Source organism: Pedobacter sp. 10L46_2 (assembly GCF_056395165.1).
This window is the reverse complement of the sequence record NZ_JBFTIZ010000251.1, coordinates 1-13,194: the sequence shown is the minus strand read 5'-3', so window position 1 is coordinate 13,194 and position 13,194 is coordinate 1. Positions and strand designations below refer to the sequence as shown.

Annotated in this window: 17 protein-coding genes; 5 read left to right on the top strand and 12 right to left on the bottom strand. The window is 36.3% G+C overall.

Annotated elements, in window-relative coordinates; genetic code table 11:
- The 8 genes from AC1DDX_RS21155 to AC1DDX_RS21120 all read right to left on the bottom strand — a co-directional run.
- The coding region (locus tag AC1DDX_RS21155; protein WP_477622545.1) for a LytR/AlgR family response regulator transcription factor at window positions 1–342 on the bottom strand (342 nt) is incomplete at its 3' end.
- Window positions 323–781 (bottom strand): LytS family sensor histidine kinase, encoded by a 459-nt coding sequence (locus AC1DDX_RS21150; RefSeq protein ID WP_477622544.1) that lies wholly within the window; start codon window positions 779–781, stop codon window positions 323–325. The genes AC1DDX_RS21155 and AC1DDX_RS21150, both read right to left, overlap by 20 nt.
- Window positions 762–1,223 (bottom strand): hypothetical protein, encoded by a 462-nt coding sequence (locus AC1DDX_RS21145; RefSeq protein ID WP_477622543.1) that lies wholly within the window; start codon window positions 1,221–1,223, stop codon window positions 762–764. The genes AC1DDX_RS21150 and AC1DDX_RS21145 overlap by 20 nt, the downstream gene beginning before the upstream one ends.
- 43 nt (window positions 1,224–1,266) lie before the next feature.
- Entirely contained in the window at window positions 1,267–2,250 is a 984-nt protein-coding gene (locus AC1DDX_RS21140) for an NAD-dependent epimerase/dehydratase family protein (RefSeq protein ID WP_288882282.1), read from the bottom strand.
- Between the two features lie 14 nt (window positions 2,251–2,264).
- The gene (locus AC1DDX_RS21135) at window positions 2,265–3,059 is read right to left on the bottom strand and encodes an SDR family NAD(P)-dependent oxidoreductase (RefSeq protein WP_337715216.1); all 795 of its coding nucleotides are present in this window, start codon (window positions 3,057–3,059) and stop codon (window positions 2,265–2,267) included.
- The gene (locus AC1DDX_RS21130; protein ID WP_288882279.1) at window positions 3,046–3,519 is read right to left on the bottom strand and encodes a hypothetical protein; all 474 of its coding nucleotides are present in this window, start codon (window positions 3,517–3,519) and stop codon (window positions 3,046–3,048) included. The genes AC1DDX_RS21135 and AC1DDX_RS21130 overlap by 14 nt, the downstream gene beginning before the upstream one ends.
- 97 nt (window positions 3,520–3,616) lie before the next feature.
- On the bottom strand, window positions 3,617–4,411 hold the full coding sequence (locus tag AC1DDX_RS21125; RefSeq protein WP_172663866.1) for a ThuA domain-containing protein: 795 nt from the start codon (window positions 4,409–4,411) through the stop codon (window positions 3,617–3,619).
- Window positions 4,412–4,573: 162 nt separating this feature from the next.
- The gene (locus AC1DDX_RS21120; protein WP_172663867.1) at window positions 4,574–4,756 is read right to left on the bottom strand and encodes a hypothetical protein; all 183 of its coding nucleotides are present in this window, start codon (window positions 4,754–4,756) and stop codon (window positions 4,574–4,576) included.
- Window positions 4,757–5,250: 494 nt separating this feature from the next.
- On the opposite strand from AC1DDX_RS21120, the gene AC1DDX_RS21115 reads away from it, so the two are divergent.
- Window positions 5,251–5,493 (top strand): DUF6266 family protein, encoded by a 243-nt coding sequence (locus AC1DDX_RS21115; RefSeq protein ID WP_288882394.1) that lies wholly within the window; start codon window positions 5,251–5,253, stop codon window positions 5,491–5,493.
- 375 nt (window positions 5,494–5,868) lie between these two features.
- Here the strand turns inward: AC1DDX_RS21115 and AC1DDX_RS21110 are convergent, their stop codons facing one another.
- The 3 genes from AC1DDX_RS21110 to AC1DDX_RS21100 are packed head-to-tail and all read right to left on the bottom strand — an operon-like array spanning window position 5,869 to window position 8,835.
- Window positions 5,869–6,888, bottom strand: a complete 1,020-nt coding sequence (locus AC1DDX_RS21110; protein ID WP_477622542.1) for an outer membrane beta-barrel protein — start codon at window positions 6,886–6,888, stop codon at window positions 5,869–5,871.
- Window positions 6,882–8,492 carry a TonB-dependent receptor plug domain-containing protein gene (locus AC1DDX_RS21105; RefSeq protein WP_477622541.1) on the bottom strand — a complete coding sequence of 537 codons (1,611 nt, stop codon included), beginning with the start codon at window positions 8,490–8,492 and terminating at the stop codon, window positions 6,882–6,884. The genes AC1DDX_RS21110 and AC1DDX_RS21105 overlap by 7 nt, the downstream gene beginning before the upstream one ends.
- Window positions 8,482–8,835 (bottom strand): carboxypeptidase-like regulatory domain-containing protein, encoded by a 354-nt coding sequence (locus tag AC1DDX_RS21100; RefSeq protein WP_477622540.1) that lies wholly within the window; start codon window positions 8,833–8,835, stop codon window positions 8,482–8,484. The genes AC1DDX_RS21105 and AC1DDX_RS21100 overlap by 11 nt, the downstream gene beginning before the upstream one ends.
- A gap of 325 nt (window positions 8,836–9,160) precedes the next feature.
- On the opposite strand from AC1DDX_RS21100, the gene lpdA reads away from it, so the two are divergent.
- The 3 genes from lpdA to AC1DDX_RS21085 all read left to right on the top strand — a co-directional run bounded on the left by lpdA (window position 9,161) and on the right by AC1DDX_RS21085 (window position 11,888).
- On the top strand, window positions 9,161–10,549 hold the full coding sequence (gene lpdA, locus AC1DDX_RS21095) for a dihydrolipoyl dehydrogenase (RefSeq protein ID WP_048904475.1): 1,389 nt from the start codon (window positions 9,161–9,163) through the stop codon (window positions 10,547–10,549).
- 69 nt (window positions 10,550–10,618) lie between these two features.
- Window positions 10,619–11,467 (top strand): MBL fold metallo-hydrolase, encoded by an 849-nt coding sequence (locus AC1DDX_RS21090; protein WP_288884411.1) that lies wholly within the window; start codon window positions 10,619–10,621, stop codon window positions 11,465–11,467.
- A 91-nt stretch (window positions 11,468–11,558) separates the two neighbouring features.
- Entirely contained in the window at window positions 11,559–11,888 is a 330-nt protein-coding gene (locus AC1DDX_RS21085) for a YegP family protein (RefSeq protein WP_172660485.1), read from the top strand.
- A 226-nt stretch (window positions 11,889–12,114) separates the two neighbouring features.
- Here AC1DDX_RS21085 and AC1DDX_RS21080 read toward each other — a convergent pair whose 3' ends face one another.
- Window positions 12,115–12,318 (bottom strand): helix-turn-helix domain-containing protein, encoded by a 204-nt coding sequence (locus AC1DDX_RS21080; RefSeq protein ID WP_172660486.1) that lies wholly within the window; start codon window positions 12,316–12,318, stop codon window positions 12,115–12,117.
- Window positions 12,319–12,681: 363 nt separating this feature from the next.
- On the opposite strand from AC1DDX_RS21080, the gene AC1DDX_RS21075 reads away from it, so the two are divergent.
- Window positions 12,682–13,194, top strand: a 513-nt coding sequence (locus tag AC1DDX_RS21075) for a sigma-70 family RNA polymerase sigma factor (RefSeq protein ID WP_477622539.1), incomplete at its 3' end; no start/stop codon positions are given.

Below are 13,194 nucleotides of genomic sequence, written 5' to 3'. Positions count from 1 at the left end.
CTTCTCCATTGCCCGCTTACGGTCTTTTACATCAATTGGTTTCATCAAATAATCAACACTATAAAACTTAAATGCCTGCAATGCAAAACTGTCGTACGCCGTTGTAAAAATAATAGGGATTTGAACATCCCTCCTTTCAAAAAGTTCAAAGCAATTACCATCCGATAATTGTATATCCATAAATATCAGATCAGCAGTATTAGCCTGATCATCCAGCCATTTAACACCGTCTTCAACAGACTCAATAATAGCCACCACATCAATCACGGGCAAACATTTTTGCAGAAGTTGAATCAACCTTTCGGCATTATGCCTCTCATCCTCAAATATTATAATCTTCATAACTATGTATTATTGGTACGCGTACTGTAAATGTATTATCTGTTTCGGTTATGGTAATTCTTTTATCACTTGTTAGCTCGTACCTTTTACTGATATTATCCAAACCAACACCAATAGAATTCTGGACACTTGCACGTTTTCTCAGATCGTTTGCAATAATAAGATACTCACCTTCGTCTTTTATACAAATACGTAGCGGGTCATTGGCCGAAAAGCGATTATGTTTTACTGCATTTTCGACCAGCATTTGCAAAGTTGCCGGCGGTACCATACCTGTACATTTTACCTCTTCACTAATGTTTATATGGAATTCTATGCTGCTCTGATGCCTTATCCTGATCAGGAAAGAATAAGATTCTAAAAATTCCAGTTCTGTTTTAATGGTTACCAGATTTTCAAATTTCTTATCCAGTATATACCTAATAAAGAACCACACCATTGTAAGCAAGTATTAAAAGGTAGAAAATGAAAGTACCAAAATTCAAATCATAGCTAAAAGCCACAAAATGATTCCAGGCTTCATATTGCTTAAATAATACAATATCGAATACAGAATAGCATAACCCAAACAAATAAGCTACAAGCAGACCATATAACAAAAGGCTAATGCATAAAAGCAACAGCTTAGACGAAACACTTTTATTAAAAATATTCCTATCTATATATTTCGATAGCCTGGCTGCTCCCTCCCATGAAAATAAGCCGAAAATGATATACAGCAAACTAAAAGCCTGCCCTCTTAATAAGAATGAACCAACTTCGTGCGGAAACGTAAGGTCAAAAGATTTAAATATCAGGCTAAAAACATACAGCACCAATACCCTTAAACCGTATTTAAAATATTTATTCTGAAAAATCTGTTCAACTTTGGCCGGATTCATCCTTATCAGCATTATTAAAAAACCAATCAACATAGTAGTAAGCTCAACAGTAATTATTTTCTTTGAACCATGTTAATGCACTACCTATAGCCTTATCTATCGGGGTGTATTTTACCAGTAGTTCCCGTTCAGATTTTTTGCCCGAATAGTAGTTATATAAACACAGCATATAGGCCGAAGAATACGTCAGCTTACCCGATGTTTTGCTAAATACTCCAACCAATGTACCCATTATTCCTATCATTTTTAAAACGAATTGAGGTATGCGTACCATGGCAGGATCCTGTCCAGCTACCTCATTCAGTAATTTAAAGAACTCTTTATAAGTTAAATTCTCCCCAGCCAGCAAGTAACAATCACCTATTTTACCTATCTCCAATGCATTAGCAATACCTGCGCATACATCATTAATGTGTACAAAATTTTTACCCCCTGGCGGATAAAAAACCAACCGTTTGTTTATACCATGCAGTATGATTTTACCAGAACTGGGTTTTACGTCAAATTGCCCGATCATAAATGTTGGGTTTACAATTATTGCCTGAAGGTTTTTACGTTCAACCTGTTCCAAAACATATTGCTGAGCAATGTATTTACTGTTGATATACCCTGAATTTACATGTAACAGTGTAAAGGAGTTCAATTCATTAGCCGGCTTAATTTTATTACCTGGCCCTATAGTGTTTGCAGTACTAATGTGGATTAGCTTTTTCACATTATGTTCCAGGCAAGCATTAACTACATTTATAGTGCCTCTAACATTAATTAATTCGTACTCTTTAAAAGTTACGGCCCATTGTTGGGTTATAGACGCCGTATGCACTACATAATCGCAGCCCTTTACAGCCATAGATACTTCATCCTGGTTACTGATATCACCATGATAGATTTCGCATGGCACATCAGAAATTACATTAGCATCCGAGGTACCTCTCATCATCAGCTTAACCTCATAACCTCGCCTGAACAATTCACGAGCGACATTTGAGCCTAAAAAGCCATTACCACCGGTTATTAAAACTTTCATTATTCTTTTGGATATTATTTAATTGCAATTTCTTTTTTGACTGCGCGCGATACGATTCTAAGTTTCATCTCCATAGGTAAAATCCCCATTAGCCTATGATTTATCTTATTCCATAAACCCGGAATTATTACCGCTTTTTTAAGTATGGTTTGTTTTAGCGCAATACGAACAATCTCGGCTGTAGTTAACAAACCAATCCGTCCTTTTGAACCCTGCCCCATTATCCTTATGGACACCCCTGAATTTGTCATTATCGGCCCCGGATAAACCACACTAACCGACAAATTGGTGTCGTGCAGTTCCTCTCTTAACCCCAATGAAAATGAAGAAATAAACGCTTTTGAGGCTGGATATACAGTTTTATAAGCTATTGGCGTAAAAGCAGCCATACTAGAGATATTCATGATATGGCTTTTCTGTTGTTTTAACAAATGAGGCAATAGCATTTGAGTGATAGAAACCATACTTCTGATGTTAACCTGCAAAATTCTATCCATAGCTTCTAAGGAGCTTTCTGTTATAGAAGCCGTACCACCAATGCCCGCGTTATTAATTAAAAAGTCGACCTCAAAATTTTCTATAATGTAATTCAACCTTTCTATGAGCAATATACTATCGGTTATATCAAATTCAAACACTTTAGCCTCTATTTGATATTCAAGCGCGAGGTTTTCGGCAATCGAGGTCATATTGCTTCCAGGAAGGGCAACCATAATAATATTCATTCCCACAGCCGCACACTGAATAGAAAACTCTTTTCCTAACCCTGAACTGGCACCGGTAATTAATGTATATCTAATGTTTTTCATAGGTGTGTTTTTTATTTATTATGCAGTCAAAACTTCTAATAAATTGTTTAATGTTTACGCATAAAAATTCCTGCTCTATATAATTATTAAGCCCTATGTACTCCTGCTCATTTGCAGGCGAGATCGTTTTTCCGATAATATATTCAAGGAGAAGCATATTGATTTCGTCCAGCTCATCCGTTACCACATAGCCAGATAATAGCCTTAACAACCGGCTAATCATTAGCAATTCTGTCCATGAACTTTCAAAGCCCTCAGAAACAGTCAGATTTTTATGAATTGCTTTTTCAATATTTTCTAAAAAATCTACCAGTAGATTAGAAACGCTGGTATCATTGAGTTCATAATCAACTATTACCACTGTTATTCTACGCACAGTTTTGTGCAATGAAATCAAATCCGAAGTATCGCCAAGTATCCTGACACTTACTCTATTTTCAAAAAGACATCCTGTTAACATATCACTATTAGCTTATTTCTTATACAAAGCTGTAGATCTGTTAATCAGGAAAAGACAAATAGTTGATGAAGCGTAGATATTTCGGTTTGAATTGTACTTATTTACTGCCGAGCCAAATTAAGCTGTTAAGAACCAGTTTATTTTGAACTTCGTTATCAAACGTAAATGATAAATCCTTGTTATGAGGTGTATGTTCATAATCAATATCGTTATGCCCCATATTCATATATACCATTTTATAGTTCTTATTTGTCCACGCTACAGGATAATAACCACTATGCCATATCTCGTAAGGTTTAGGCCCTGTACCCAGAGGAAAGCTGCTGCTGTCAATTGACAATAGTATTTTAATATTTGGGTTCTTTGTAAGGTCATTTGTCCATTTATACCACTCATTTGGGGCTGAGTTGAATGTATCAGGTAAGTTTTTTGTGGTAGGATGCTTTTTATCTTCGACCCGAAGAACAGCTGACGTTGGTCGCCAGGTATTGCTTCCATAAGATCCGGAGCCTAGAAATTCATTATGGTACCAATCCCAGTTTTGTGGAAAGTCTGACGGAGTTAATGCAAAGGCCGAAAAGTGAAAGCCCATCCACGCCCCTCCGTGTTTCATATAATTTTCAAATGCTTGTCGCTCCGCTGGTTTATCAGGCCGTGTATCTAAAAAAATAACCACCTGATATTTTGAAAGAAAGCTTGCATTAAGATTGTCCCAGTTATTGGTTGAATCATAAGTGAAATTACGCTCCTCTGCCATTCTTGGGAACCATTTATTGGCTTCATGAACAAAGCTTATGTGAGCCTGATCATTTTTACCGGTATAAAATGCAATTACTTTAAATTTACGATGCTTGTTTTGAGCATTAGCTGCCAAAAAAAGAAAACAAAACATGCTACATATTAGCACGTATTTTAACAAGACTTGGGTAAGTAAAAAGGAATGTATTCGATTCACAGTCTGGAGGCGTTTGTTCTTACCTTAATTGAAAAGAACTTAGCTTGTAAATCCAAATTACTAATTTTAATTACAAATAACTATTAGCGGATTATATCCCTAATTGCTTTCTTCTATTTTCTCGAAGAACTGTTTTAATTCATCGAAAAATATTAGTGTTTTAAGTCGCTCTTCAGTTTCAACCTGAACAGCTGCATGACCTGCCCATCCACTGTACAACTTATCTAGCATCTCATGTATTTCTTCAAAAGAATGTTCACTCAAAAACTCTTTTGTAGTCATTTGTAATTTTTCTGATTCTGTAATTTCTAAAGACATTATATAGCTCCTCCTAATAATTTACTGATCCCAATTGTAACTTATTCGTTGTAATAACGTAAAAAAAAAGAGAAATGGTATAGCTAAATGTCATTTGATTGAAATTTAACTATTAGCCCAAAATGGCTGTTATCTAAAAGCAAAAATTTAAATCATCTGTAAACCATGATGTTAAAGTACTAATTCCAGTATAAGATAAATTCTTGTTGACAGGGCAATGCTAGGGCTATTCCCCTATTAAGTCCCTAGCAACGCCCTACAAAAACATCCCAAACCACCTAATAGTTAACCACTTAAAGCAATATTATATTTATCTATATTTAACTCTGGGATATTTCCAAGCGTCCCTGCAACTAAACTTTAATCAGATATAAAAAAATGGGTAAACTTAAAAATGGCATCCTTGGGGGTGTATCGGAAAAAGTAGGTGCCGTAACATGCTATGACCTTAATGGCCAATAAATTATAAGGTCCAACGGAGAAACAACAATCCACCAACAATCAAACAACTTAACAATCGCCAGCAAATGAAAGTCATAAATGAGTTCTTTTCTGGAATGAAACAACTTCTTAAAACAGGTTTTGGCCCTGAAGCCAGGGGCACGACTAAAAATTATCAGAATCTGGCTATTGAATATAACAAACCAAATGCTTTAAAGGGTTATCTTCCTGATGTGGAAATCGACTATTCAAAATCATAATTAGCACAGAAGATCTATCACTGGCATTTAACCCTACAGTGGAAATGGTAGCTGAAGGATTAAAATTTAATTGGGATGTACAACATAACATCCCGCAGGAAAACTCTGATCGTGTAATGCTTTTGGCTTATGCCCCAAACAGTAAGGAAATGAGCTTTAATAATAGTGGTGCACAAAGAATAAAAGGATGCGATATCTTAAAAGTCATACCGTAAATGAGAAATGAACCGCTTGGGGTACTTTGTATCTGATGATAGGCTAAGTGCCTCGAACAGCCAATATTTGGGTTCGATAACGGCATTATAGTGCATAATTCATTGTTTAAACAAAAAAGGCTCCTAAATTGGGAGCCTTTTTTGTTTATGATTATAATTCTTAGTTAAACAAATATCTAACTCCAATTTGTCCTTGCCATCTTGAATCGAAAGATTCAGTAGACGTATTACCAGGAGTTGTAGGAGAGAAATTAAATCCTTTAAGGCCTGAGTTATACGAAATCAACTGATAAGCCTGGTTGCCATAGCTGTATTGACGACCCCATTTCTTATTCAATAAGTTGGTGAAGTTAAATACATCAAACGATAATTGTAAGCGGTTTTTAGTTGACCCAATCATGGTACCTATATCTTGCATTACGCGAAGATCTACCTGGTGTTGCCAAGGTAAACGAGCACCATTTCTTTTTGCATACTGGCCTCTTATTGTTTTAAGGTATGAATCGTTATTGATGTAGGTATTTAATGCATCCCATTGCTCTTGTGGAGTATAGGTTTTAACAACAACACCTTTTGCATCTTTGATTTCAAGTTTCACCATATTGATATCGTTCATTGTTCTTGGAACAAACAATAAATCATTACCAAAAGCACCATCACCATTTAAATCACCATTATACAAGTAGGTAAAAGGAACGCCTGAACTACCCGCATAGAATACTGAGAAAGTAGTTCCACTTGATTTTTGACGACCATAGTTAACAGCGTACGATAAGCTACCTAAAATTCTATGACGGATGTCTTGGTTTGAATAAACAAGATCAGGATTATTAGCGTCATTAACGATCTGAACAAACTCCCAGTTAGACTGAGCAGTACTGCTAGCACCAGAGTTTACATCTTTAGATTCGCCATAGTTATAAGCTACAGTTGCGAATAAACCGTTAGAAAAGTTTTTCTTTAACTCAGCAGTCAGACTGTAAGAATAGCCTCTACTGGTATTATCTAAAAGATAAGCACCTGTGTAGGTTGGATTTACTCTATTTGAGTAAGCAGGACGCAAGTCATTTCCATTGCTCAAGGCTGGATCTATAGTAGTCCCTTTTGCTTTAACATTTAAATCTTTATAAAGAATGTTGTTCACAGTTTTAGAGTAAATAGCCTCTAWAGTACCTAACATACCTCCAGGCAATTTAAAATCAGCGTATTTCCAGCCGACCCAACTGTAGATTGTTTGTTTGGATCAGGCTCAAAACCAGCATTATTAGCAGCAGCTCCTGATAATGCAATAGATTTATAATCTAAACCAGTATTTCCATATTGGTTAGAGAACCATACAAATGGAGCACGCCCCGTAAATAATCCACTACCACCACGTATTTGAATTGTTCTGTCACCAGTTGCATCCCAGTTAAATCCGATACGAGGAGAAACTAAAATTTGTCCACTTGGTAAATTACTTGTTCCATAACCTGGGAATGCGGCAGAAACTGCTGGATTATCAGCGGGTTTATCAAAGAATAAAGGAACATCTAATCTTAAACCCGCAGTCAATCTGAAGGTAGGATCTACTTGGATTTCGTCCTGGAAGTAAAATCCTAATTGAGCTGCTTTAAATGCAGCAGCAGGAACAGTACCCGCAATCGCAGGATAAGTAACATCTATATTGTTCGGCTTATCATTGTAGAAATTGTCAAGATTACTGAAACGATAACGACCTCTGTAGTTATTTACGAACAAGTTGCTGAATTTGAAAAACTCGTTGTGCGTACCTAAAGTAAAAGTATGGTTACCAGCTAATAATTTCAAGTTATCCGTAAATTCAATCACATCCTGATCAAGTGAGTTAGCTGTAGAGCTTCTTTCTGAACCGAACTGAAGTGTGCTTCCTGCTTGTCCGCCCCAGTTCTGAATTTCTACCTGAGGGAATAAAGCACCATTTGTAGCACGTGAATCTCTGATTCTTGAGTAACCCACAATAAGATTATTTGATAGGCTTGAATTTATTTGAGACCTTAACTCCAATACACTGATGTTTTGAGTATTGGCAAACTTATATCCATTGTTTCCTAACCGGAAGAAAGAAGGGCTTCTGCTAAGGTTGTCATCAGATGCTTTAATATAATTGTGACGCAAAGTCAATTGGTTTTTGCTGTTGATATTCCAATCTAAGCGCGCAAAAATCTTATCACTTTTAGTTTCCTGATCAATTTTATCAAAGCTACCAATATCATAGCCATAAGTTTTTTTAACAAAATCAGCTAATGTATTGGCATCAGTTGCTGAAAGCATAGCATTTGCATCACCAACATTAAATGATGTAGGAACTTTATCTCTGGTTTGCTCAGCGTTTACAAAGAAGAATAATTTATTCTTAACAATTGGAGCACCTAAACGGAAACCGTATTGAGTTCTGTAAAAGTCGTTTGCTTTCTCGCCTGCAAAGTTTTTACCTACTAGTTTCTGGTTTCTACCAAAAAAGTAAGCTGATCCTTCTACATTGTTTGTTCCTGAACGGGTAATGGCATTAATGCCACCACCTGTAAAGTTACCATAGCTCACATCGTAAGGAGCTAAAACAACTTGAATCTCTTGTACAGCATCAAGTGAAATAGGCTGAGTTTTGGCTAAACCACCCGGTGCCGGTGAACCTGCGATACCAAAGATGTCATTGTTCATGGCACCATCGATGTTGATGCTGTTGTAACGAGTACTTGATCCAGAGAAAGAGTTACCATTTGCCTGAGGTGTTAAACGCGTAAAATCCTGAAGACTACGGCTCAAAGTAGGTAAATTTTGAATTTGCTCTTGTATATGGATCACCTAACTTTAAATAAATATCAGTAGCACTTTCTTTTTGGAAGCCTACATAGTTTACTTCAATAGTATACGGACCACCAGGTCTCATATTTGCAATGCTAAATCTACCGTCGTTGTTGGTAGAAACAGAGTATACTGTACCCGTTGGTACATGTATAGCTTTAACGCTAGCACCAGGCAAAGCTCCTTTAGCGTCTTTGACTGTACCGTTCATAGCAGATGTAGTTACCTGTGCATTAACTGCAGAAATAGACCCCACAAATGCCAAAACGATTACTACGATTTTAAATAGTAAAGATTTCTTCATATTGTTTTGTTTTTTTATGAATAACATCAAAAATTGATGATAGCGGCAAATTTAAATATTAATTTAATGCTCACTTTAATTTTCATGTTAAATAATTATTAATAAAGTCAAAACTTATCAACATTTAACACAGGAATTAAATATATAACCAACAGTTTATCAGTCAATTGTTTTTATCCGGCAAACTGTCTTTTGTTTTAGTAAGGTCATATGTTAACATTCTGTTTAGGTAAATCATTTACTCAAAAATCTTAAAGGAAGTATTAACGAACATTTTTTTTTATTTTTGGGCGTTTACTAAAGTTAAATTCCTTTATAATAAGATATGAACTACGATGTAATTGTAATAGGCAGCGGTCCCGGAGGATACGTAGCTGCAATCAGAGCTTCTCAGTTAGGTTTGAAAACTGCAGTTGTAGAGCGCGAATCCTTAGGTGGGATATGCCTTAACTGGGGCTGTATACCTACTAAAGCATTACTAAAAAGTGCCCAGGTGTTTGAATACATTAACCATGCTTCAGAATATGGTATCAAAACTGCTGAAGCTGAGGCTGATTTTGCAGCAGTCATTAAGCGTAGCCGTGGCGTTGCTGATGGTATGAGCAAAGGGGTTCAGTTCTTAATGAAAAAGAACAAAATTGATGTAATAATGGGTTCAGGTAAAGTTAAACCTGGAAACAAGGTAGAAGTTAAAGCTGCTGATGGTTCTCAAAAAGAATACACTGCGACTAACATTATATTAGCTACAGGAGGAAGATCAAGAGAATTACCTAATTTAAAACAGGATGGTAAAAAAGTAATTGGCTACAGACAAGCTATGGTTTTACCTGAGCAGCCAAAATCTATGGTTGTTGTTGGTTCTGGTGCTATAGGTGTAGAATTTGCCTATTTCTACGCTACCTTAGGTACTAAGGTTACCGTTGTTGAGTTTATGGACAATGTTGTTCCTGTTGAAGATGAAGATGTATCTAAGCAATTATTACGCAGCTTTAAAAAAGCAGGTATAGAGGTGATGACCTCTTCAAGTGTTGAATCTGTTGACACTAGCGGTGCTGGCTGCAAAGTACAGGTTAAAACGGCATCAGGTATGCAAACGCTTGAATGTGATATCGTTCTTTCTGCTGCTGGTGTGGTTGCAAACATCGAAAACTTAGGTTTAGAAGAAACTGGCATCAAAACTGAAAAAGGTAAAGTAGTTGTTGATGAATTCTACAATACTTCTGTAAAAGGTTATTATGCTATTGGTGATATTGTTGGCGGACAAGCGCTGGCTCACGTTGCTTCGGCAGAAGGTATTATTTGTGTAGAAAAAATTGCCGGTCACAAACCTGAGCCTTTAGACTACAACAATATCCCGGGGTGTACTTATTGCAGTCCTGAAATTGCTTCGGTAGGTTATACTGAAAAAGCTGCCAAAGCTGCAGGATATGAATTGAAAATCGGGAAATTCCCATTCTCTGCTTCAGGTAAGGCAAGTGCCGCAGGTGCTAAAGATGGTTTCGTTAAATTAATATTTGACGCTAAATACGGAGAATTATTAGGCGCCCATATGATTGGTGCTAACGTTACAGAAATGATTGCTGAAATTGTTGTTGCCCGTAAACTGGAAACGACAGGTCATGAAATGATTAAATCTGTTCACCCTCACCCTACTATGAGTGAAGCGATTATGGAAGCCGCTGCTGATGCATATGGAGAAGTAATCCACTTATAAGAATCATTTTTGCATTAACATATTTGGAAAAAGGCCGCGCAATGCGGCCTTTTTCATTAATTTTAAAATATGAATCTACATACTATAAATACAGGCTTATTTAAACTTGATGGAGGCGCCATGTTTGGTGTGGTACCTAAATCCATCTGGCAAAAAACAACGCCATCTGATGCGAATAACATGTGCACCTGGGCAATGAGGTGCTTGTTAATTGAAGACGGTGATAGATTAATATTAATAGATAATGGTATCGGTGATAAACAGGATGAAAAATTTTTAGGTCATTATTACTTACATGGTGATGATACCTTAGACAAGTCTTTGGCTGCAAAAGGTTTTTCAAGAGACGATATAACTGATGTTTTTTTAACGCACCTGCATTTCGATCACTGTGGTGGTTCAATAATGCGTGTTGGCGACAAACTTAGACCAGCATTTAAAAATGCTTTCTATTGGAGCAACCAAAAACACTGGGACTGGGCCGTAAACCCAAACGAAAGAGAAAAGGCGTCTTTTTTAAAAGAAAACATCTTACCTATTCAGGACAGTGGTCAACTTCGGTTTATTGAAGATGTTGATGGAGTTCAATTTCACGATGGCATCAATATTCGATTTGCATACGGGCATACAGACGCAATGATGTTACCCCAAATCAAATATAAGGATAAGACAATTGTTTATATGGCTGACCTGCTTCCTTCTATTGGACACATCCCCTTACCTTATGTTATGGCGTACGACATGTTCCCACTGCAAACATTAAAGGAAAAGAAGTCTTTTTTACAGGAAGCAACTGATAATGGCTATATCCTTTATCTGGAACATGATGCCGTAAATGAATGCTGTACTTTACAGCAGACAGAAAAAGGCATAAGGCTAGATCAGACTTTTGATTTAAAAAGCATCACTAATCCTTAAACAAAAAAATAATAATTGTTTGGTTTTGTTTAGTTTTTTATAAATTGGTTTATTAAAACAGTCTACTTTAAAAATAAATTAAAAAAAGATTATGGGCAAATTTGAAATCACAACAAGAAAGAATGGAGAATTCCAATTTAATTTAAAGGCAGGAAATGGCCAGGTAATTTTAACTAGCGAAGGGTATTCAAGCAAAAGTGGATGTACCAACGGAATTGAGTCTGTAAAGAAAAACTCTCAGGACGATGGTAAATACGAGAAAAAAACATCATCAAATGGCAAACCTTATTTTAATTTAAAAGCAACTAACGGGCAAATTATTGGCAACAGCGAAATGTACGAAAGTGTTGCAAGCAGAGATAACGGCATTGAGTCGGTTAAAAAAAATGCCCCTGACGCAGAGATTTCAGATTTGACTTAAATATCTATTTATATATTTTGTAAGAGCCTGATTAACTTCAATGTTGATCAGGCTCTTGTTTTATAGGTTTATGCCATGGCCAACGCCGTCATTCTGCTTCGTAATCCCGAGAACCAAGGGATCTCTTGCTTATACAAACTTGCTTAGAAGCTATTTTATGGCCAGGAGATCTCTCCTATCGTCGAGATGACGAGTGAACTATAAGATGACGGTGGGCTCTCCAAAATCACCTGCGAAACTCCAGGATATCGCCAGGCTGGCAGTCCAGAACATTGCATATCGCATCCATAGTTTCCAATCTGATTGCTTTTGCCTTTCCAGTTTTTAATATAGAAAGGTTAGACATTGTTACTCCTACCCTCATGCTAAGCTCTGTTAAAGACATCTTTCTTTTAGCAAGCATTACGTCTAAGTTTATAATTATTGGCATGATATGTTTTTATTATAAGTCATTAATCAATGCAATTAATATTCCCCTATTTTCCCCATTTTTAAAGATGCTAATTATGTTTTATTTCCTGACATCATAAAGACAAACATTTATTTTGGCTTTAGACGGCCTCAATTATTGTTGTAAAACACAATATTAACATTGATATTCAATAACAACACTATGTTTTACAATATAACGACATTGATACTGACAAAAGTATTTTGGAATAATTTTTGCTGCTAAATTATTGTATAATTAATACGTGTAAAGTGTAACGTTTTCAGTAATTTATGTTTTCTAATTGCCTTAAAATTCTTACTTTTGCACGTTCAAACACATAAAGAGTACCAAAGCATATAAATGAGACAACTCAAAATCACGCAATCGATTACCAATCGCGAAAGTCAATCTCTAGACAAATACCTTCACGAAATTGGTAAAGTGGATTTAATTACCGCGGAAGAAGAAGTAATATTAGCAAGAAAAATACGTGAGGGCGATCAGGCTGCGTTAGAACGTTTAACTAAAACCAATTTGCGCTTCGTGGTTTCGGTAGCAAAACAATATCAAAACCAGGGTTTAACTTTAGGGGATTTAATTAACGAAGGAAATCTGGGCCTAATTAAGGCTGCCAAGCGTTTTGATGAGACAAAAGGTTTTAAATTTATCTCATATGCTGTTTGGTGGATTCGTCAGTCTATTTTGCAGGCAATTGCTGAGCAAAGCCGTATTGTTCGTTTACCGCTTAACCAGGTTGGATCTTTAAGTAAAATCAGTAAGGCCTTCTCTAAATTAGAGCAGGAATATGAGCGCGAACCGTCTCCTGAAGAATTGGCAGATATCCTGGAAACAACTGTTGATAAGATTTCTGAC